The organism is Elusimicrobiota bacterium (assembly GCA_016788905.1).
GTDB lineage: Bacteria > Elusimicrobiota > Elusimicrobia > FEN-1173 > FEN-1173 > JADKHR01.
In genome coordinates, this window is record JAEURZ010000021.1 from 1 (window position 1) to 20,427 (window position 20,427).

Annotated in this window: 19 protein-coding genes and 1 tRNA gene; 19 read left to right on the plus strand and 1 reads right to left on the minus strand. The window is 54.2% G+C overall.

Going from position 1 to position 20,427, the window contains the following annotated elements; all coding sequences use genetic code 11:
* The first annotated feature begins 114 nt into the window (after positions 1–114).
* From JNK54_08905 to JNK54_08960, 12 genes are all read left to right on the plus strand, one after another.
* Positions 115–1,116 (plus strand): transposase, encoded by a 1,002-nt coding sequence (locus tag JNK54_08905; GenBank protein ID MBL8024382.1) that lies wholly within the window; start codon positions 115–117, stop codon positions 1,114–1,116.
* Positions 1,117–1,215: 99 nt separating this feature from the next.
* Positions 1,216–1,842 carry an OmpA family protein gene (locus JNK54_08910; protein ID MBL8024383.1) on the plus strand — a complete coding sequence of 209 codons (627 nt, stop codon included), beginning with the start codon at positions 1,216–1,218 and terminating at the stop codon, positions 1,840–1,842.
* Between the two features lie 24 nt (positions 1,843–1,866).
* The gene (gene rsmI, locus JNK54_08915; GenBank protein ID MBL8024384.1) at positions 1,867–2,547 is read left to right on the plus strand and encodes a 16S rRNA (cytidine(1402)-2'-O)-methyltransferase; all 681 of its coding nucleotides are present in this window, start codon (positions 1,867–1,869) and stop codon (positions 2,545–2,547) included.
* Positions 2,544–3,566, plus strand: coding sequence for an N-acetyl-gamma-glutamyl-phosphate reductase (locus tag JNK54_08920; GenBank protein ID MBL8024385.1), 1,023 nt, complete (start codon positions 2,544–2,546; stop codon positions 3,564–3,566). The genes rsmI and JNK54_08920 overlap by 4 nt, the downstream gene beginning before the upstream one ends.
* Before the next feature lie 10 nt (positions 3,567–3,576).
* A complete protein-coding gene (locus JNK54_08925) occupies positions 3,577–3,774 on the plus strand; it encodes a zinc-ribbon domain containing protein (GenBank protein ID MBL8024386.1) in 198 nt (65 codons plus the stop codon).
* Positions 3,775–3,776: 2 nt separating this feature from the next.
* On the plus strand, positions 3,777–4,988 hold the full coding sequence (gene argJ / locus JNK54_08930; GenBank protein ID MBL8024387.1) for a bifunctional glutamate N-acetyltransferase/amino-acid acetyltransferase ArgJ: 1,212 nt from the start codon (positions 3,777–3,779) through the stop codon (positions 4,986–4,988).
* Between the two features lie 10 nt (positions 4,989–4,998).
* A complete protein-coding gene (locus JNK54_08935) occupies positions 4,999–5,628 on the plus strand; it encodes a threonylcarbamoyl-AMP synthase (protein MBL8024388.1) in 630 nt (209 codons plus the stop codon).
* Between the two features lie 44 nt (positions 5,629–5,672).
* Positions 5,673–6,926 carry a serine hydroxymethyltransferase gene (locus tag JNK54_08940; GenBank protein MBL8024389.1) on the plus strand — a complete coding sequence of 418 codons (1,254 nt, stop codon included), beginning with the start codon at positions 5,673–5,675 and terminating at the stop codon, positions 6,924–6,926.
* Positions 6,927–6,975: 49 nt separating this feature from the next.
* The gene (locus JNK54_08945; protein ID MBL8024390.1) at positions 6,976–8,025 is read left to right on the plus strand and encodes an undecaprenyl/decaprenyl-phosphate alpha-N-acetylglucosaminyl 1-phosphate transferase; all 1,050 of its coding nucleotides are present in this window, start codon (positions 6,976–6,978) and stop codon (positions 8,023–8,025) included.
* A 59-nt stretch (positions 8,026–8,084) separates the two neighbouring features.
* Entirely contained in the window at positions 8,085–9,191 is a 1,107-nt protein-coding gene (wecB, locus tag JNK54_08950; GenBank protein MBL8024391.1) for a UDP-N-acetylglucosamine 2-epimerase (non-hydrolyzing), read from the plus strand.
* An 18-nt stretch (positions 9,192–9,209) separates the two neighbouring features.
* Positions 9,210–12,593: an MFS transporter gene (locus JNK54_08955; GenBank protein ID MBL8024392.1), complete on the plus strand. Its 3,384-nt coding sequence runs from the start codon at positions 9,210–9,212 to the stop codon at positions 12,591–12,593.
* A 15-nt stretch (positions 12,594–12,608) separates the two neighbouring features.
* The gene (locus JNK54_08960; protein ID MBL8024393.1) at positions 12,609–13,916 is read left to right on the plus strand and encodes a phosphoribosylamine--glycine ligase; all 1,308 of its coding nucleotides are present in this window, start codon (positions 12,609–12,611) and stop codon (positions 13,914–13,916) included.
* A gap of 11 nt (positions 13,917–13,927) precedes the next feature.
* Here the strand turns inward: JNK54_08960 and JNK54_08965 are convergent, their stop codons facing one another.
* Positions 13,928–14,470, minus strand: a complete 543-nt coding sequence (locus JNK54_08965) for a DUF922 domain-containing protein (protein MBL8024394.1) — start codon at positions 14,468–14,470, stop codon at positions 13,928–13,930.
* Between the two features lie 87 nt (positions 14,471–14,557).
* Between JNK54_08965 and JNK54_08970 the strand changes: the two genes are divergently transcribed.
* From JNK54_08970 to cysK, 7 genes are all read left to right on the plus strand, one after another.
* A complete protein-coding gene (locus JNK54_08970) occupies positions 14,558–15,628 on the plus strand; it encodes a hypothetical protein (GenBank protein MBL8024395.1) in 1,071 nt (356 codons plus the stop codon).
* Between the two features lie 70 nt (positions 15,629–15,698).
* The gene (locus tag JNK54_08975) at positions 15,699–16,220 is read left to right on the plus strand and encodes a nucleoside-diphosphate kinase (protein ID MBL8024396.1); all 522 of its coding nucleotides are present in this window, start codon (positions 15,699–15,701) and stop codon (positions 16,218–16,220) included.
* A gap of 119 nt (positions 16,221–16,339) precedes the next feature.
* Positions 16,340–16,412, plus strand: a tRNA-Ala gene (locus JNK54_08980).
* Positions 16,413–16,647: 235 nt separating this feature from the next.
* A complete protein-coding gene (rsmD, locus tag JNK54_08985; GenBank protein MBL8024397.1) occupies positions 16,648–17,250 on the plus strand; it encodes a 16S rRNA (guanine(966)-N(2))-methyltransferase RsmD in 603 nt (200 codons plus the stop codon).
* A gap of 63 nt (positions 17,251–17,313) precedes the next feature.
* On the plus strand, positions 17,314–18,048 hold the full coding sequence (gene argB, locus JNK54_08990; GenBank protein ID MBL8024398.1) for an acetylglutamate kinase: 735 nt from the start codon (positions 17,314–17,316) through the stop codon (positions 18,046–18,048).
* On the plus strand, positions 18,045–19,262 hold the full coding sequence (locus JNK54_08995; protein MBL8024399.1) for an aspartate aminotransferase family protein: 1,218 nt from the start codon (positions 18,045–18,047) through the stop codon (positions 19,260–19,262). The genes argB and JNK54_08995 overlap by 4 nt, the downstream gene beginning before the upstream one ends.
* Positions 19,259–20,209 carry a cysteine synthase A gene (cysK, locus tag JNK54_09000; protein ID MBL8024400.1) on the plus strand — a complete coding sequence of 317 codons (951 nt, stop codon included), beginning with the start codon at positions 19,259–19,261 and terminating at the stop codon, positions 20,207–20,209. Before JNK54_08995 ends, cysK begins: the two co-directional genes overlap by 4 nt.
* The last annotated feature ends 218 nt before the right edge of the window (positions 20,210–20,427 follow it).

A 20,427-nucleotide genomic window follows, 5' to 3' on the forward strand; every position in this document is an offset into this window, starting at 1 on the left:
TGTAGGGTTTCATACCTGCCTATTTTAGCGCAGGTCTTCATATCTGCTTGGTGCAATGGCACTTTGAACTCACGGGACGTTGCATTTATTGTATTAAATAAGTAAATTTGTTCTATGCCACGACAAGCGCGATTGGATGTCCCGGGGGCGTTGCACCATGTCATGGGGCGTGGAATTGAACGGCGGGCCATCTTTTTGCGGAGAGAAGACCAAGAAGACTTTCTGAGTCGCTTGGAAAAACTGGTGGAAGTGAAGGGGTTCTTGATTTATGCCTGGGCGTTAATGCCCAACCACTTTCACTTATTAGTGCGGTCAACGGCCACACCGCTTTCCCATTCCATGAGAAGTCTTATGACAGGTTACGCTGGATATTTCAATCGAACTCACCATCGGACGGGGCATCTTTTTCAAAATCGATTCAAGTCCATTCTCTGTGAGGAAGATCCATATCTTTTAGAGCTCGTTCGATATATTCACCTCAATCCACTTCGGGCAAAGATAGTTGGTTCATTGAAGGATTTGGAACATTCGCCTTTGACGGGTCACGCGGTCCTTAATGGAACCATGAAAAGGGGATGGCAGAATACGAAGGAAGTGTTAAGTCGATTTTCAAAATCAGAAGAGAAAGCTATCCGAAAATATCGGGCATTTATTGCAGAGGGAGTGGGAAAACCCATACCAAAAAACTTGGAGGGTGGGGGTCTTATCCGAAGCATGGGCGGCTGGTCAGCGGTAGAATCACTTCGCAAAGGGCGAGAAAAGTATTGCTCCGATGAACGGATATTGGGGGACAGTGATTTTGTCGGGAAGCTACTTAAGGAAGCGGAGAGAGAAGCCGTAGAACATAAGAGATTGATGGTCAAATGGTCTCTTGAACAATTGATTGAGCTGACGTGCCATAAAATGGGGGTGTCGGTCTCTTCTCTTTCTGGAGGGAGCAAGGAGCGAAGTGTGGTATTGGCCCGGGAAGGCCTGTCCTACCTGTGGGTCAAAAAGTTTAAGCGCAGTGGGGGGGACCTGGTCCGCGCGACGGGGATGAAACCGATAACAATATATCAATCAGCTCGCCGAGGAGAAAAACGGGCTTCGGATTGGTTGGCGTGGTTGGGAGAATAGTTTAATACAATAAATGCAACGTCCCCTATCCTTGTGCCCCTAAAATGCGTGGTTTTGATAAAATGGCGGGGTATTTAAAAAAACTATTGGAGAAACCCATTGAATAAAACTCTTTCACTTTTTACCCTGTTGGTTTTAGTTACGGCGTGTGTTTCTCCGGGGAAAAAGACGGCGATCGGGGCGGGAACGGGAGCGGCTGTCGGTGCCGGGGTTGGGGCCGTGATTGGCCATCAATCGGGGAACAAGGGGCAGGGCGCGGCCATTGGGGCTGGCATTGGAGCGTTGTTGGGTGCGGGTGTTGGAAATCGCCTTGACCGTCAGGCGCGGGAATTGGAAGCCCTGGCTGAAACGCGGCGCACGGAGAATGGGATTGTCACCACGCTCAAGGACAGTCTCCTCTTTGATTCCGGGAAAGCTGATTTAAAATCGGCCGCTATCGAGAACATCGAAAAAATAACGGACATTCTCAAAAAATATCCTGAAAACCGTTTGGTGGTTGTTGGGTATACGGACAGCACGGGAACCACCGCACAAAATCAACGACTTTCGGAACGCCGAGCCCAGGCGGTGCGCCTGGCCATGATCACCCGGGGGCTATCGTCTTCCGTTGTGGAAGCCGTGGGCCAGGGGTCTTCGAACCCTGTCGCTCCAAACACGACAGCGGAGGGGCGCGCCAAAAATCGTCGGGTGGAACTTCTGATCTCCGCCGAAACCCCTAAGAAGTAAATCCAGCGGTCCACGAAATTCCCAATGGCCCTTTACCTGGTGGCGACGCCCATTGGGAATTTGAAAGACGTAACGGATCGGGCCCGTGAATCCCTTTCCTTGGCGTCGGCCATCGTGGCGGAGGACACGCGGCGAACGGGGCTTTTTCTTAAACACCTGGGGATCGATCGACCGCTGATTCGCTACGATGACCATGTCCACGCGCGGGAGGCTCCCCGTCTTTTGGATCGATTGGCGGGAGGGGATCATTTAGCGCTGGTGACGGACGCGGGGACGCCCGGGCTTTCGGATCCCGGGGGGCGGTTGGTGGCCCTGGCGGTGGAACGAAAAATTCCGGTGGTTCCCATTCCGGGCCCCTCCGCCTTGTTAACGGCTTTGATGGCGTCCGGGTTACCTTGGGACCAGTTTTCCTTTTTAGGATTTCTTCCTCGGCGGCCGGGTCGGTTTCGACGGGAATTGGAGTCTGCCGGGCGCCACCGTACTGTGGTATTCTATGAATCCCCACACCGTGTGGTAGCGGCCCTCGAAGCCGCTCAATCGGTATTCGGGGACGTTCCCGCGGTTGTGGCTCGGGAAATGACGAAGATTCATGAGGAATTTATCCGGGGCCGACTCTCTGAGGTTCGGACGGTGCTAAGAGAACGAACGAAAATTTTGGGTGAGATCACAGTGATCGTTGCCCCCCAATTGGGAGAAATACCATGATTCGCGTTGCGGTTGTAGGCGCCACGGGGTATACCGGTGGTGAATTACTTAAAATACTTGTGGCTCATCCAGAAGCTCGCGTGAATCACGTGACTTCCTCTTCCCGGGTCGGCAAAAATCTTTCCGATATACATCCCTTTCTTCGAAACCGCTTGGACCTCCCCTTGGAATCCTTTAACGCCAATCAGTTGGCCCAAGACTGTGACGTGGCCTTTTTTGCCCTGCCCCATGGGGTGGGGAGCAAGGACATTGCAGATTTCGTTGCCCAGGGGAAACGGGCGGTGGACCTTTCCGCGGATTTCCGGCTCAAAGACGTTAAGACGTATGAAGCGTGGTACAAAGTGAAACACGCGTCTCCGGCACTTCTCAAGAAGGCGGTTTACGGTCTTCCGGAACTTTACCGAAAGGAAATTCGAAAGGCTCCCCTCATTGCCAACCCCGGGTGCTACGCCACCACAACGATTCTCGCGTTAGCCCCATTGCTGAGACGGAAATGGTTGGTCCCCGGGTCCGTGGTGGTGGACGCAAAGTCCGGTGTCTCCGGGGCGGGACGAAAGGTGGATCCGATGTATCTGTATTGTGAAGTGACGGAGAACTTCCAAGCGTATTCTGTGGCCAAACATCGCCACGTGCCGGAAATCGAACAAGTGTTGGCGGACCAATCCGGGAGCAAAACATCGCTGACCTTTGTGCCCCACCTGGTGCCTATGACCCGGGGTATTTTGGTCACCGCTTACGGAACGCTCAAGAAAAAAATGACAGCAGCAGCGGTGCGGCAGGCCTTCGAAGAAGATTACGAGGGGGAACGGTTTCTCCGAATTCTTCCGGAGGGACGATGGCCGCAGACGAAAGACACCGCGGGGACGAACTACGTGGACATCAATGTGACCATTGATGAACGAAATCGCCGGGTGGTGGTGTTGGCCGCGCTCGATAATTTGGTGAAGGGCGCGTCGGGCCAGGCGGTGCAAAACATGAATCTTCTCTTCGGCCTCTCGGAGGCCCTGGGAATAAAATAAGAGGGAACCTATGGGACTGATCTCCTGGATTAAACGTTTGGCGGGTGTATCAAAAGATCGAAAACTCAATTGCGCAGAATGCAAAAGCAGTTTCTTCTTTGAAGAAGGGGAACAAAAGTTTTTTACGGAACGAGGGCTTTCTGAACCTAAACGCTGCCCCACCTGCCGGAAACAAACACGCCGGAACCGGGGGCCGCGACGACGCTAACCATGGGAAACATCGTTCCGCTTAAGAACAGCGATTTGCCAACAGGGTTTCGCCTGTTTGGCTTTCGTTGTGGCGTTTCGTCTGTTCCGGGGAAAAAAGACCTGGCCCTTTTCTATTCGGATCGGGCGGCCCGGGCGGCGGGCGTGTTCACCACGAACCTTTTCAGCGCCGCTCCCGTCCTTTATTCCCGAAAAAAACTCAAGGCCTCGGCTCAAGCGCGGGCGGTGGTCATCAATTCCGGTTGCGCGAACGCCTGCACCGGATCCCAAGGAATGGCGGACACGGAGTGGACGGCCAAGACCTTGGCCGCTGGGATAGGACTCAAGACCCGTGACATCCTGGTGGCATCGACCGGTGTCATCGGGCGTCATTTACCCCGGCCGGCCTTAGCCCGGGGGATTGAATCGATCGCGGGCGCTCTTCAAACCAACGTGCCGCCCTCAACAGAAAACGCGGTCCGCGCCATCATGACCACAGACACCCGGCCGAAAGCCGCCCGCGCCTCTTTCCGAGTCGGAAAAACAACCCACACCGTGTGGGGCTGCGCGAAGGGGGCCGGGATGATCCATCCGAATATGGCCACCATGCTGTCGGTGATTCTGACCGACGCCGGGTTCCCATCGGCGGTCCTCCAAAAGACTTTGTCCGCCGTCACGAAGAAAACGTTCAATTGTGTCAGCGTGGACGGAGACACCTCCACCAACGACAGCCTCTTTCTGTTGGACAACGGGGACCTTCGTCCTTATTCCCCAAAAGATCTCAAAGCGTTTCACTCCGCGTTAGAAGAGGTGGCCTTTTCCCTTTCCACCCAAATCGCGGCCGATGGGGAAGGGGCCACGCGGGTGGCTTGGATCTTTGTCCAGGGAACGCGAAATGAAAAAGACGCCCACCAGCTCGCGGCCACCGTGGCCACCAGCGCGCTCTTCAAAACCGCGCTTCACGGGGCCGATCCCAATTGGGGAAGAATTTTGGCGGCCATCGGGCGAGCGGGAGTCCCTTTTGACCCCCGCAAAGTGGACGTGACCATTGGGGACGTGCGGGTGTGCCGAAACGGGGGCAAAACAGATTATTCAGAAAAACTCGTTCACTCGATCTTAAAAAAAGACAGGGTCACCATCGTCATTGATCTCCACCAGGGAAAAGCCTGGAGCCGCTACGCCACGTGCGACTATTCCAAAGAATATATTGCTATCAACGCCGACTACACCACGTAACCTGGTCCGATTGAAGACGGACCTCCTTTACGTCCAGGCGCGTCGCATCAGTCGGGCGGCGGTCGAACGAACGACAGCCCTCTTGGCGAAGGGAGGCGTGGCCGTTTTCCCAACGGACACGGTGTATGGAATAGCGGCCAGCGTGTTTCGCCCCCAAGCCGTACGACGGATCTATCAGTTGAAAGGACGATCGTATAAGAAGAGACTTCCTTTTTTAGTGGCGGACATTGACCAAGCCCTGGCCCTGGTGGAGCGCCCGGGAAAACGCTTGGTCAAATTGTTGGAGAAATATTGGCCCGGCCCGCTCACCGTTGTTTTTAACACCTCCTCGCTAGGGCAGTGGACCACCGGTGGGAAGGACACCCTGGCGATCCGAATTCCCGACCATCCCGTGACCCTCGCGATCCTTAAAAAGATGGGCCAGCCCCTGGCGGTTACGAGTGCCAATCGATCCGGCCAACCCGAAGCTGTTTCAGGCCATGAAGCCCAACAGTTTTTCAGCGGACGTGTGGATATTTTAGTGGACGCTGGCCCTTGTCCTGGAGGGATTCCGTCTACCGTCATCAACGTTGCCAGTACCCATTGGACCCTCGTCCGAGAGGGCGCCATCAAGAAAAAAGAATTATTGCGATTTTTATGATGACATCCCCCCTTTTGATGGGGTATTTGAAACGGAGGAAACACATGAGCTTTCTCAAGAAATCGGATCCGAAACTTTACAAGACGATCCAAAGCGAAACCAAGCGGCAAGAAGAGGGGCTGGAAATGATCGCCTCGGAAAATTATGTGTCCGAAGCGGTGATGGAAGCCCAAGGATCCGTCCTCACGAACAAGTATGCCGAAGGCTATCCCGGCAAACGCTACTACGGTGGGTGCGAAGAAGTGGATAAGGCCGAAACCCTCGCCATCGAGCGCGTGAAGTCCCTCTTTGGTGCGGAACATGCCAACGTCCAGCCCCATTCTGGCTCCCAGGCCAACATGGCGGTCTATTTGGCCATGTTAACACCGGGCGACACGATCATGGGATTGGAGTTAGCCCACGGCGGACATCTGACTCATGGCCACCCACTTAACTTTTCTGGGAAATATTTTAAAGTGGTCTCTTACGGGGTTCACCCGGAAACAGAACAAATCGATTACGATCGGCTGGCGGAACTGGCCAAAGAACATCGACCCAAAATAATCCTTTCTGGGGCCTCCAACTATTCCCGAATCATTGACTGGGCCCGACTCCGGGCCATCGCCGATTCCGTGGGGGCCTTCCTCTTCGCGGACATTGCCCATTACGCGGGATTGGTGGCCGCGGGGCTCTACCCCAACCCAGTCCCCCTGGCGGATTTCGTAACAACCACAACCCACAAGACGCTCCGGGGCCCCCGGGGTGGAGTGGTTCTGTGCAAAGAAAAATACGCCAAGGACATTGACCGGGCTGTGTTCCCCGGTGTTCAGGGGGGGCCCCTGATGCACGTGATCGCGGCCAAAGCCGCGGCGTTTCAAGAAGCCCTGAAACCCAACTTTAAAAAATATCAAACCCAGGTTCTTGCCAACGCCCGCTCCTTGGCAACGGCATTGACCCAGCACGGGTTCCGTATTGTGGCGGGGGGAACAGACTGCCACCTGCTCACCATCGACCTGCGATCCAAATCCATTACGGGAAAAGAAGCGGAATCGGTTTTGGGGCAAGCGGGGATAACGGTGAATAAAAACACCATTCCTTTTGACCCAGAAAAACCGTTTGTGACTTCCGGTGTCCGTTTGGGAACCCCCGCGCTTACCACTCGGGGGATGAAAGAAAAAGAAATGGGAATCGTCGCGGGGTGGATCAATGAAGCCATGGAGTTCCGGTCCGACCCCAAACAGCTCACCAAAATTCGGAAGAACGTTTTGGGTCTCACTAAAAAGTTTCCGCTCTACGCCCATCGGTTAAAAAAGGCGTGACTTTAGGTTTTCGTTTCACCCCCCGACCGACCTGGGGAGAGAACACCGCGTGATCCGCGCCCAAATCCTCGCGTTTTTCATGGCGTTTGCCGGAACCGCCTGTTTGGTTCCGGTTTTTATGGGACTGTCCCGCCGGTTCGGCGTCATGGATTTTCCGGACCCACGAAAAGTTCACGCCAAACCTACCCCCCGATGGGGGGGCGGAGCGATTGCGGGAGGCGTCTTTCTAGGGCTGGGCGCCACAGCCCTTTTCGCTCCCTGGTTTCTCACACTCCTCGATTACCGCTTCCGAATTATTGAAGAAGGAGAAACCGTAGGAATCCTCAGCCTGAAAGCCCAACTTACAGGGGTCCTCTTGGGGGGACTTGTCTGTGTGGTGTTGGGGATGTGGGACGACCGCCGGTCCCTCCCCCCCGTGGTGAAACTGTTGGCCCAAATCATCGCCGCCTACATTGCCATGATGTATGGAGTGCGCATGGCGGGATTGGCCCTCCCGGGATTCGGGTTTGTCACGTTCCCCCTTTTGCTCTCCCAATTCATCACCCTCTTTTGGCTTCTGGGATTTATGAACGCCATCAATCTCACAGACGGTTTAGATGGGTTAGCCGGCGGAATATGCGCCATTGCCGCGGGCACGTTTCTCTTCGTGGCCCTCCTCCAAGCGGACACCAAGATCGTTCTTTACGCGAAACAACTCAATTTGGCCTCCGTCTTAGCCGCCGCGGTGTGTGGGGCGTGTGTGGGGTTTTTAATCTACAATTTTAACCCCGCCCGGGTTTTCATGGGGGACGGCGGCGCGCTCTTTCTCGGGTTCATGTTGGGGACCATCAGTATTATTGGAACCTTAAAAACCAGCGCGGTGATCGCCCTTATCATTCCCATCCTGGTGGTGGCGCTTCCGGTGATGGATGTGACCTTCACTCTCATTCGCCGCGCGCGTCAACGCCAAGGACTTATGGTGGCCGACCGAGGCCATTTCCATCACCAACTGTTGGCGCTGGGCTGGACCCAAAGAGAAGTTGTCTTGCTGGTGTACGTGATCACTCTTTTGCTTTCCATGACCGCGCTGTTGCTCACATTTTTCAGGGGGAAAGTCTGACGAACAAAACACGCAAAAAAATAGCCCTCGTATTTGGGACTCGCCCAGAAGCCGTTAAAATGGCGCCGCTCATTTTGGCCCTTCAATCTTTACCGCGGGAATTTAACCCCCGCATCATCGTCACCGCCCAACACCGGGACATGTTGGATCAAGTTCTCCGCCTCTTTGACATCCGACCCCATCACGATCTCGGGCTGATGCGATCCGGACAAAGTTTAACCGACATTTCAGTACGGGCCCTCTCGGGTCTTGAACCGGTTTTTCAGCGGGAGCGGCCAGACCTGGTTTTGGTTCACGGGGACACGTCCACCGCGCTGATGGCGACCCTGGCCGCGTTTTATCAAAAGGTTCCGGTGGGGCACGTGGAAGCCGGACTGCGCTCCCATGAGGACACCAACCCTTTTCCGGAAGAAATGAACCGCAAACTCACGGACAGCGTGGCCCTCCTTCATTTCGCCCCCACCGCCCTGTCCAAAAAGAATTTGCTCCGCGAAGGCGTTCGCCGGGACAGGATCTGTATTACTGGAAACACGGGGATCGACGCGCTCCACCAAGGACTCGCTCGGCTCAAAGACCGGCCCGCCCTCCTCCCCAACGCGGTGGAACGGGCGGCCCAGAACCCCTTTGTCTTGGTGACCGCCCATCGCCGTGAGAATTTTGGCAGGCCTCTCGAAAACGCGTTCCGTGCTCTCCGCCACATAGCGCGTGCGCGTCCGTCTCTCCACTGGATCTACCCGGTCCATCCCAACCCCAACGTCCAAGGACCGGCCCGCCGGATTTTAGGAGGACTCCCCAATTTTTGCTTAACGGAACCCCTCGATTACGGACCGCTCATCTCTCTGATGAAACGCTGCCTTTTTACCGTCACAGATTCCGGGGGGATCCAGGAAGAAGCCCCCAGTTTAGGGAAACCGGTGTTGGTTCTCCGAGACGTCACCGAACGGCCCGAAGCGGTGCGTGCGGGGACCGTACGGTTGATGGGAACCCAACGAGATCGAGTGACACGTGAAATCGAAAACGTATTGAACAGCCCTGCCGCCCACAAGCGCATGGCGCGCGCTATAAACCCTTATGGAGACGGCCGGGCGGCCTCGCGGATCGTGGCCGCGCTACGTCATTGGGCAAACCCAAGAACCCAGCGACCCAAAGATTTTATTCCAAAGTGACCCCAAAAGGGAGTGACCATGGCAAAAAATAATCGATCGTTTTGGGCCCTCATGACCACACAGTTTTTTGGGGCATTCAATGACAATCTCTTTAAAATTACAATTGCGCTCCTGATCACCCACTGGATGTCGGAAGAAGCGACCCGGAGCTTGGTGCCCATTTCGGGCGGGGTTTTTGCGGCACCCTTTCTCCTGTTTTCTCTCGGGGCCGGCCGGTTGGCCGACCGATGGAGCAAAACCCGCGTCGTGGTGACCGTCAAGACAGTGGACCTCGGGGTGGTGGTGTTTCTCCTTGCGGGGATTTTTCTGAAGAGCGTTCCCCTGTTGATGGGAGGCCTTTTTTTGTTGGGCACCCAGAGCGCTTTTTTTAGCCCCGCCAAATACGGGCTTTTGCCGGAAATTAAACCGGAAACGGACCTGCCCCGGGCCAATGCCCTGCTAAACGTAGCCACTTTCGCGGCCATATTGATTGGGACCATCGCGGGAACCACCCTCACCCAAAGAATCCCTGTGGTGGCCGTCCTCACAGGAATTGCCGCCATCGGAAGTCTTCTGGCCGCCTGGGCGATCGAAAAAGTTCCCGCCGCCAACCCGACCCAACCCTTGCGGTGGAACCCCGTCCCAGACATAAAAACCAACTGGGACCTCATCCGGGGTGATCGAACCCTTCGCTTGAGCCTCATTGCCTCCAGCTGGTTTTGGTTTATGGGTGGGGTTCTTCAGCTGAACGTCCTGGTGTACGTCAAACAGATCATGGGACTTTCTGATTCGGTGTCTGGCGTCCTCCTGATCGCGCTCGTGATCGGCATTGCCCTCGGAAGTTTACTGGCCGGCCGACTGTCCCATGAAAAAGTGGAATTGGGCCTGATCCCCCTTGGGGCCCTCGGACTCAGTTTGTTCACCCTGGACCTTTTCTTTTCTCACGGCAATATTTATCGGACCTTTGGCGACGTGTTCTGCCTTGGGATCAGCGCAGGGGTATTCATTATCCCCATCAACACTCTCATTCAAATCCGCAGCCCTCGCCAGGAACGGGGCCGAATTCTGGCCACTGGAAATTTCTTCTCTTTCGTTGCCATTCTCCTGGCGAGTGTATTTCTGTGGGTCATGAGCCGCGTTTTCAAAGCGGATCCGTCTCAAATCTTTCTCGTGCTCGGGCTCTTGTCCCTCTTGGCAACAGTGGCCATCGTGACGTATCTCCCCCAAGCGATGGTCCGTCTGGGGTTGTTCCTGCTCACCAACCTCATTTATCGGATCCGCGTCGTGGGACTGGAAAATATTCCGTCCCACGGGCCAGCGCTCATCATCCCCAACCATGTGTCATACGTGGATCCGTTCCTGGTGGGGGGAGCCACCTCCCGTAGGATTCGGTTCATGATGTTTCGGGAAATGTTTGAACGGCCCTTCGTTCATCCTTTCGTAAAATTCATGGACGTGATTCCCATCTCGCCATCCGACAGCCCTAAACGGATCCTCTCCTCTCTGCTCCAAGCCCGACGGCGGTTGGAAGAGGGCCATGTGGTCTGCATTTTTGCTGAAGGGGCGATCACCCGATTGGGCCAAACACTCGGATTCCGAAAAGGATTTGAACGAATCGTCCGAGACCTCGATGTGCCGATTATTCCCGTACATTTAGACCGGGTGTGGGGAAGCATCTTCAGTTTTGAGCGAAAACAGTTTATTTGGAAAATGCCTCGCCAGATCCCCTATCCCGTCACCGTATCGTTCGGGAAACCCCTCCCCCCCACGGTAAAATCCGAAGAAGTTCGCCAATCGGTTTTGGAACTTGGAAGCACCGCTTTCGAACATCGGCTGGAAGAACTCAAACCGCTTCACCAACACTTTTTTCGGCAAGCTCAGCGCCAATGGGGCCTAGAGGCCGTGGTCGACACCACGGGAGTTCGGCTGACCTACGGACGCCTGGCCACGGGAGCGATTTTGGTTTCAAAACAATTTCGAAAAGTTCTCCCTTCTGATAAAAATGTGGGCGTTCTTCTCCCACCAGGCGTCGGAGGGGTTATCGCGAACCTCGGGCTCCTCTTCGACGGACGTGTGCCGGTCCATTTAAATTATTCGCTGGGTCGAGAAGTGATTGACCACATTTGCCGGGAGGCGGGGGTAACGAAAATAATCACCGCTCACAAAATGCTGGACGCCCTCAAATGGGGAGACGACCCGCGGATGGTTTTCTTGGAAGACATTCCCCGGCCCGGGAAACTGAAGGGGCTCATCTCTTATCTCGGGTTTAGACTCATGCCGGCGTGGATGGTGGAAAAAATGGTGGTTCCCCACTCCAACGTTGGGCCCACGGACTTGGCCACAATCCTCTTTACAAGCGGAAGCACTGGGTTGCCAAAAGGCGTCATGCTCACCCATTCCAATATTCATTCGAACATTCAAGGCCTTCAGGAAACATTCCAATTAACATCCAAAGACACAATTCTTGGTGTCTTGCCCTTCTTCCATTCGTTTGGGTTCACCGCCACGCTCTGGCTGCCCCTGCTGGCGGGTTGTCGCGCGGCCTACCACCGGAGTCCCTTGGAAGCGGTGGCCATCAAGAATTTGATCCGAGCGGAACGGGCGTCTGTCCTCCTCGCCACCCCCACTTTTCTCCAAATGTGGGTGAAAAAGTTTACCCGGGAAGACGTGGCCTCCCTCCGTTTTGTTTTGACGGGAGCGGAAAAATTATCGCTCGCGTTCGCTAAAGAATTCTCCGAGACCATGGGCGTACCGATCTTAGAGGGGTACGGCACCACGGAACTGTCGCCCGCGGCGTGTGTCAGCGTGTTGAGCGTTCAGCACGCCACAGAAAACCAAACCGGATGGAAACCAGGGAAAGTGGGTCGTCCTCTTCCGGGGGTGACGGTAAAGATTGTCGATCCCAAAACAGGCGAACGGCAACCGGAGGGAGTCCCTGGACTTCTGTTGGTCAAAGGGCCCAACGTGATGAGAGGGTATTGGAATCAACCGGAAAAAACAGCTGAAGTTTTGAACGAGGGATGGTACAACACCGGAGACATCGCCCGCGTGGATGAAGAGGGGTTCGTCGAAATCACCGACCGATTGTCTCGTTTTTCAAAGATCGGAGGGGAAATGGTGCCCCACATGCTGGTGGAACAAAAACTGGCGGAATTCGCCGGCGAATCGGAGGCGCGTTTTTTGGTGTTGTCCGTCCCGGATGAAAAAAAAGGCGAACGGCTCGTGGTTTTAATCCACAACCTCCTCCAAACAGTAACCACTCTCCATGAGAAACTTGAAAAGTCGACGATGCCAAAACTGTGGGTTCCCGATAAGAGATCGATTTTCCAAATCGATGAATGGCCCGCGCTGGCCTCCGGAAAAGTGGATTTGATTAAAGCCAAATCCCTCGCGGAGAAGTTGACCTCCTCCCCACCCAAGTGATACGGTAAGGACGCCATGGAAAAAGACAAGCCTCTGAGCGGGAACGGTCCACGCCGTATCCTCTGCATCTCCCGAGTGGGATGTATCGGGGACCTCTGCCGCCAGCTGAAGGCCGAGGGGAACTTGGTCAAATATTTTATTGAAAGCAAACACGACAAAGACGTTTCCGATGGGTTTGTGGAAAAAGTGGACGATTGGAAAACCGCCAAGGAGTGGGCCGACCTGCTCATTTTCGACGATTCCGATTACGGCAAAGAAGTCGAGGCCCTGCGAAAGGAAGGGAAAGCGGTGGTGGGCGGCACCCTTTACACGGACCGGTTGGAAGACGATCGGGATTTCGGTCAGCAAGAAATGAAAGCCGCTGGGATGACGATTTTACCCCACTGGACCTTTTCCAGTTTTGAAGAAGCCATCCTGTTTGTGAAAACCCATCCCGCGCGGTACGTCGTTAAACCGTCTGGATCAGCCCAAAATGACAAAGTGCTTTCCTACGTGGGACAGGAAGAAGATGGTCACGATGTGTTGGCCATGTTGGAACGGTACAAAAAAAGCTGGGCCCGACAGATCAAATCGTTCCAGATTCAAAAATACGCCACTGGGGTTGAAGTGGCCATTGGTGGATTCTTTAATGGAAAAGAATTCATCCTCCCCGTTTGCATCAACTTTGAACACAAAAAAATGTTTAACGACGACATCGGACCTTCCACAGGGGAGATGGGAACCTCCATGTTCTACGATGGGGACAGCATCCTCTACCGGGAAACCATTGCCAAAATGACAAGCCGGCTGGCCGCCGTGGGATTCGTTGGCTATTTCGACATCAACTGCATCGCCACCTCCCGGGCCATCTATCCCTTAGAATGCACGCCTCGGTTCGGCTATCCGACACTCAGCATTCAAATGGAAGGATCCCTGTCCCGATGGGGAGATTTTTTTCAAGGCATCGCCCAGGGCCAGACCCCAACGCTGCGAACCAAAAAAGGGTTTCAGGTGGGCGTGGTCATTGCGGTGCCGCCCTTCCCTTTTGAGGACACCACGGCGTTTGAACGCTATTCCGCGGGCGCGGTCGTATTTTTTAAGAAACCGGTCACGGAAGGATTCTACCCGGGAGACATCAAAGTGGTGGATGGCGAATGGGTTTTGGCTGGCCAGACAGGGTATGCGCTGGTCTGCACAGGGTCCGGCCCCACCATGGAAGACGCCTCCCGCGAAGCCTACAACAGGGTGAAAAACATCATCATCCCCAACATGTTTTATCGGACGGACATCGGAGACCGATGGCGTCGGGACGGGGACCTCTTACGCACCTGGGGATATTTATAGATCGGGGGTCTTTAAGGTTGAATAAACGTGTGGTTTCCATCCCATTCCGTGTGAAGTTTTTTCACAGAATCCATCTGCCCCTGAAAAACAGTCTTTAATATCTTTTCCGCTTTCGCGGGGTCGGACTCTTTGACCCGGAACTTTTTCATCTCGCCTTCGATCCGCGCGGCCTCGGCCACGTTTATCCGGCCGTGCATGGATTCGTGTTCGCGAAGTTTGGCCGTAACGGGGGATAAATATTCTTCCTTATTCTCGACCCGCACCCGCACGTTCCGCGCCACAATCCAATCTTTCTCTCGGGCCAAAACGTAGGTGAACCGAAAAGATCCCAATGTCCTCGCGTGCCGTTTGCCCAGGAAAAACACTTCAGTCTTCCTCTTCCCCAGGGATTCCGAAGGAATATGGACAGACCCGAAAGGATACCGGACCGTGGTTCCCTTCGCCCCCTTCGTCGTGGTCCCACTCCCTTCGGAAGGAATGCGGAGACCGTCTTCCCCATGAAGTCCAGTCAGCCCCACGACCATCAACCCAAACCCCATCAGCCATTGTTTCATGGATCTATTGTATAAATTGGATAGAAATTTTATTCCCATTGACAGGAAAAGAACAAAGGCATAACCTTAAGGAAAGGCGGCTTTACCATGAAAACCAACGTTCATATTGTCATTCCGTTCGATATGGGAGTGGAACTTGATTTTGTCGGTTCCGACGCAAAAGCCATCGCGAAAGAGGTGTCCCGCCGGCCGATCGAAAACCTAGCTTTGGAGGGGCGTGTCTTTTTTAATGTCCATGTCACCGGACAAATCTATAAGTTCGGGGTGGGTCTTTTGGAGTTGGTTTTCTCGGTAGAGGAAGATCTCACTTTCTTGGCCTCTCTCTCGTGCAAAACAGAGTCTTTAACCGTCAGCGGTGTCCCCATTGCCAAATGGGCCCACACCTTAGTGGACGAAGTGATTGCCCACGCCAAGCGATTCGCCACCCACACCTACGATCGTCGACTGGAAGAGGTCAGTCCTTTCCCCATTTTCGTGTTCGAAAAAGGCGGGGTTGAAAACGCTGGGGAGTTTGTAAAACACAACCAAAAAACGTTGACGGGGCTGGTGTGCGGAGAACCCCATTACGACGCGCTTTCTGAATTCGTTCTCGAACAGGAAAAACTAAAAAACTTTGGTTATTACGAAAATGAACTGATCTTAATTAAACGATTTGGAGCGGCCATCAGCTCCTCCGAATCCCAGGTTATCCTTAATCTCGTTCGTTTGGCCTATTCCCTTTACTGGAGTTTGCGGTCCTACAACTTCCTCCTCGAAAAAGAAATTGATCAAGCCCAATCCCTCTTGGCGGATCTCCCCCCGTACTATAAATTTTGGGCCATGCCGAACCGTTACCAAACTTTTTCGCGGGAGGCCATGGACTTTGTCAAAGACAAATTGGCCATTGTGGACAGCCTGCACAATGTACAATCCAATATCCCCGGGATCGAATCCGATTGGCATTTGAGAACCGTCTACAAGAACGTGGAACGGGAATTCGACATTGATGAACTGTCCAAAGAGGTCGACACCAAACTGGAACGGATTGAACAATCCTACAACTCCGCCCGAGATTTCATCTCCACCAACTTTTTTATTGCCGTTGAAATCGTCCTCATTTTATCTCTCGCGTGGATGATGCTGGACACCACACTGCTCTTCATTATCGCTCAGAAATAGGCCCAGCCGTTTGACAGGGAGAGAGCGCGCGTGGTAACATCCATTCCTCGGTTCCCCTGGAGGATGTCCTATGACTGAAGAAAATATTGAATACACGTTGGTCATTGTTAAGCCGGATGGATTAAAGAAATCCCTGACCGGAAATATTTTAACCAAGTTGGCCGAAGCCCGTTTCATGATTATCGGCGCCAAAGTGGTTCAAGTCTCTCGTGAATTAGCGGAGAAACACTACATTCATCTCAAAGACAAACCCTTTTTCAAGGACCTCATCGATTACATCCAAGGCAAACCGTACGGCCCGGAATTTGAACGGGTGATGGCTTTGGTCTACAAAGGGCCCAACGCCATCAAACGCGTTCGGGAAATTGCCGGGGCGACCAACCCCGAAGAAGCCGATTCCGTCTCCATCCGAGGGGCTTTTGGCCGGATCACCACCAAAGGCGTGTTTGAAAACGTGATTCACGCCTCCTCCGACGCCGCCGATGCCGAAAGGGAAATCAAGCTTTGGTTTAAACCCGAAGAAATTGTGGTTTCCATTTATCCTTCCAAAAAAGTGAAGGTGGAAGCCAAGGAAGAATTGATCTGGGGATAAGCTTCCTTTTGTTTTCGTCGGAGATGAGATAGAATAACGGTTCAGATTACTTAAAAGACCCGGACCCCACCGGGGCTGCCCTCACCAACATCGCGAGGACAGCAAGTGGGTTGTGGAACGGGGCTGTAGCTCAGCTGGGAGAGCGCCTGCATGGCATGCAGGAGGTCGTCGGTTCGATCCCGATCAGCTCCACAATTTTGATGTTCTATATCGTGCGGATCGGGGACACCGGACTGAGGCCGCGGGCGGAAGGAATGCTTGGAGGCCGCTAGGCCGGAAACATTGATCAGGTCCAAAATTTTAACGTGTTCAATCGTGCATCATCGGGGACGGCGGACCGAAGCCGAAGACTGAAGAAACGGGTGTCGTCTTCTCAATCGGAGCCCATCACCCGCCCCGCAAACTTCTCTAGGTATTTCCTATGTCCATGCGTGTCCAATCGGGGTCTGCTCGCGGCCGATCCATTAAGGCCCTTCCTTCAGGTCCTGAGGTTCGACCCATCCTGGCCCGGATTCGAAAATCTCTTTTTGATATCCTTCGTCCTCGTTTAGCGGAATCTCGCTTCCTCGACCTTTTTGCTGGAACGGGAACTGTTGGGATTGAAGCGCTTTCCAATGGCGCCGCCCGGGCCTCTTTTGTGGATGACAGTCCCACCTCCTGTCGCATGATCGAAAAAAATCTCGATGTCCTTGGGTTTCGGGCCCGAGCCCGCGTGGTCCGCGGAGACGCGGTGAAACAATTAAATCGGCTCGCGGGAGAAACGTTCGATATCATTTTTATGGGCCCGCCCTACAAAGATCTGACCCGGGCCCCACTGGCTTTGACCGTCCCCGCCATCCACGCCATTGTTCAAGAAGGCCTTCTGGCCCCTGGGGGCATCGTGATTGGCCAACACCATAAAAAAGAAAGTGTGGAGGGCCTCCCGGGCGGATGGGAAGTTTATCGCCAAAACAACTACGGCGACAGTGTTTTAACTTTTTTTAAACCAAGCGTTCCCCCAGCCCTGGGGGAACCACCGGAGAACTCCTGAACCATGGCCAAAAAACACAGACCCCTCAACCCTAGCCCCCCCTTGGGCAAGTTAAATGTCTGGGTGGTGAAATTTGGAGGAAGTCTTCTTTCGGATCGATCCGCTCGACGATCCTTTTTGAAAGACGCGGCGCGAATCGCCCGAAAGGAACCTCTTGTCTTGGTTCACGGAGGGGGTCCAGAGATCAACGCCGCCTTGGAAAAAATGGGGATCGTTTCCAAATGGATGAACGGGCGACGGGTCACCGATCCGGTGGCCATGGGGGTCGTGGAAGGCGTCCTTTCCGGGCAAGTGAATAAAAATTTGGTGGGCGAACTGAACGAGTTGGGGGTCCGGGCCGTGGGCCTCTCCGGCCGAGACGGGGGACTTCTCAACGCCACGCCCGTGCGAACGTTGGGGCGTGTGGGGGAACCGGACAAAGCCAATCCCCACCTTCTCACCGTGTTACTCAAAGCGGGGTATCTCCCCGTCCTTTCTTCCGTGGCCGCCGGTAAAGATTTCGGGGCTCTCAATGTGAATGCCGACGAAGCCGCGGCCGCGGTGGCCGTTGCCCTGAAAGCCCGACGGTTGGTCTATCTGACCGATGTCCCAGGCGTCTTGGACTCTCACAAAAAAACCATCCCCACCATTCGGGTTTCGGAGATTAAAAAACTCATTCAAGGGAAAGTCATCACGGGAGGAATGATTCCTAAAATCCTTTCCTGCCAAAATGCCCTCAAAAAAGGCGTGAAAGAAATCAACATTATCGATGGACGGGCGGGACTTCTTAAACAACTCGGCACAAGGCTGATCCCATGAGTGACCCAACAGTTTTTACGGAATCCCCGTACCTTTTCAATACGTACGCGCGTCAACCCGTGACCTTTGTTCGAGGAAAAGGGCCATGGGTCTGGGACACAGAAGGGAAACGTTATTTGGATTTTTTTTCCGGTCTGGCCGTCTGTAACCTCGGGCACGCCAACCGGCCCGTGGCCCGAGCTGTCTCCCATCAAATACGAACGCTTGTTCATACCTCCAATATTTACAGCACCGCGCCCCAACGGGAATTAGCCAAGGTCCTTTCCACCCGAACGTTCGGAGGGAAGATCTTCCTGACGAATTCTGGGGCCGAAGCCAATGAGGGCGCCCTTAAACTGGCGCGCCGGTTCGGATCAGTCCACCCTGGACCGGATGGACCAAGACATGAAATTATTGTTTTTGACTCGGCTTTTCACGGTCGAACGTTCGGGGCCCTTTCCGCCACCCCGCAAAAGAAATACCACGAAGGATTCGGGCCGCTTTTACCCGGTTTTCCTGTGGCGCGTTATGGAGACGTGGAATCCGTCAGATCATTTCTATCGGCCAGAACCTGCGCGGTTTTGGTGGAACCGATTCAGGGAGAAGGAGGTGTTCGCACGGTTCCCCCATCCTTCTTTAAGAACCTTTACGATCTGTGTCGGGAAAGAAATGTGTTGCTGATGTTTGATGAAGTCCAAACGGGGATCGGGCGAACGGGAACTCTTTTTGCCTATCAAAACCCTGAGGTGGTTTCGGCCGGGGTCATCCCCGACGTCATGTCCATTGCGAAGGGGCTCGCCAACGGTCTCCCCATGGGCGCGATCCTGGCTCGGGGAGAAATCGCTGATCTGATTCGTCCGGGCGATCACGCCACAACCTTTGGGGGCGGTCCGGTGCCCAGTCAAGCCGCGTTGGCCGTCTTGAATCAAATCACACCCAGCCTTCTTTCCGATGTCCAACGTCTAGGCTCTCTGATCCGAAAAGAAATTTCCGGATGGATGAAGGAATTCCCTTTTATAAAAGAAGTCCGGGGGAAGGGTTTGATGATCGGGATCGAACTGGATCAGCCGGGAGCCGAAATCGTCCAAACGGCTCGCAAGGCAGGGCTTTTAATCAATTGCACAGCGGGGAATGTCATCCGCCTTCTGCCGCCCTTTGTTCTGACACGAGCACAAACCCTCCGGGGACTTAAATTATTGAAATCTGCTTTTAAAACGTTGGGAGAAAAATCATGAAAATTGCGAAAGATGTCACAGAACTCATTGGCCATACACCTTTGGTCCGCCTCCATCGGCTCGGAAAAGAAATGCCAGGAGAAATTGTGCTTAAACTGGAATTTATGAATCCGGCTCACAGTGTCAAAGATCGCATTGGGCTTGCCATGGTCGAGGCGGCGGAACGCGAAGGGATGATCACCCCCGACACCATTATCGTGGAACCCACCAGCGGGAACACGGGCATCGCGTTGGCCATGGTGTGCGCTTCCCGAGGGTACAAACTGGTCTTAACCATGCCGGAAACCATGAGCAAAGAGCGGAGGATCCTCCTGCGCGCCTTCGGAGCGGAACTGATTTTGACCCCCGGCAGTGAAGGCATGGCCGGCGCCATCAAACGGGCGGAAAGTTTGGTTCAAAGCGACCCCAAATATTTCATGCCCCAACAGTTCAAAAACATCGCCAACCCGGAGGTCCATCGTCGAACCACGGCCCAGGAAATCTGGCAAGACACGGACGGCAAGGTGGACGTTGTCATTTCTGGCGTCGGCACCGGCGGCACCATCACAGGCGTAGGGGAAGTGTTAAAGAAAAACAAACCCTCCGTTCGCATGATCGCCGTGGAACCGGACGCTTCCGCCGTTTTGTCCGGAGGGACCAAAGGCCCCCATCCCCTTCAGGGCATCGGGGCCGGTTTCATCCCCGACATTTTGAACACGAAGATTTACGACGAGGTCCTTCGGGTTAAAAACGACGACGCCATGACCACCGCCCGCCAACTGGCGAAAGAAGAGGGCGTACTCGGTGGCATCTCTTCCGGCGCCGCCGTCTGGGCGGCCCTCGAAGTAGCCCGACGTCCAGAAATGAAAAATAAGATGATCGTGGTCATCATCCCTTCCTTTGGTGAACGTTACTTAAGCACTGCCCTCTTCGCCTCCCTGGCGGAGGAACCCCAACAAGGCATTTAGCCCCACTGCCGGTTAGGGTTCCTCTAGGAGCCTGTCCCGCATAAGACTTCGAAGCGAATAGTTGGAGGGCGAGCCGAGACGGAGCCAAATTTGACGAACCTTTCTTGAAGATAGGTAAGGAAAATATGGCAAAGTCCCAGACCGACAGCCGAATTTGCAGCCGAAAAGCTTACGGGGAACAGGCTGCTTGCCCTTGAAAAGGTCATTTTAAATGACTA

What these genes read in the sequence shown, in the direction of transcription:
- JNK54_08905 (MBL8024382.1), top strand. Translation starts at nt 115, where the DNA reads ATGCCACGACAAGCGCGATTGGATGTCCCGGGGGCGTTGCACCATGTC.
- rsmI (MBL8024384.1), top strand. Translation starts at nt 1,867, where the DNA reads ATGGCCCTTTACCTGGTGGCGACGCCCATTGGGAATTTGAAAGACGTA.
- JNK54_08920 (MBL8024385.1), top strand. Translation starts at nt 2,544, where the DNA reads ATGATTCGCGTTGCGGTTGTAGGCGCCACGGGGTATACCGGTGGTGAA.
- JNK54_08925 (MBL8024386.1), top strand. Translation starts at nt 3,577, where the DNA reads ATGGGACTGATCTCCTGGATTAAACGTTTGGCGGGTGTATCAAAAGAT.
- argJ (MBL8024387.1), top strand. Translation starts at nt 3,777, where the DNA reads ATGGGAAACATCGTTCCGCTTAAGAACAGCGATTTGCCAACAGGGTTT.
- JNK54_08940 (MBL8024389.1), top strand. Translation starts at nt 5,673, where the DNA reads ATGAGCTTTCTCAAGAAATCGGATCCGAAACTTTACAAGACGATCCAA.
- wecB (MBL8024391.1), top strand. Translation starts at nt 8,085, where the DNA reads ATGGCGCCGCTCATTTTGGCCCTTCAATCTTTACCGCGGGAATTTAAC.
- JNK54_08955 (MBL8024392.1), top strand. Translation starts at nt 9,210, where the DNA reads ATGGCAAAAAATAATCGATCGTTTTGGGCCCTCATGACCACACAGTTT.
- JNK54_08960 (MBL8024393.1), top strand. Translation starts at nt 12,609, where the DNA reads ATGGAAAAAGACAAGCCTCTGAGCGGGAACGGTCCACGCCGTATCCTC.
- JNK54_08965 (MBL8024394.1), bottom strand. Translation starts at nt 14,470, where the DNA reads ATGAAACAATGGCTGATGGGGTTTGGGTTGATGGTCGTGGGGCTGACT.
- JNK54_08970 (MBL8024395.1), top strand. Translation starts at nt 14,558, where the DNA reads ATGAAAACCAACGTTCATATTGTCATTCCGTTCGATATGGGAGTGGAA.
- JNK54_08975 (MBL8024396.1), top strand. Translation starts at nt 15,699, where the DNA reads ATGACTGAAGAAAATATTGAATACACGTTGGTCATTGTTAAGCCGGAT.
- rsmD (MBL8024397.1), top strand. Translation starts at nt 16,648, where the DNA reads ATGCGTGTCCAATCGGGGTCTGCTCGCGGCCGATCCATTAAGGCCCTT.
- JNK54_08995 (MBL8024399.1), top strand. Translation starts at nt 18,045, where the DNA reads ATGAGTGACCCAACAGTTTTTACGGAATCCCCGTACCTTTTCAATACG.
- cysK (MBL8024400.1), top strand. Translation starts at nt 19,259, where the DNA reads ATGAAAATTGCGAAAGATGTCACAGAACTCATTGGCCATACACCTTTG.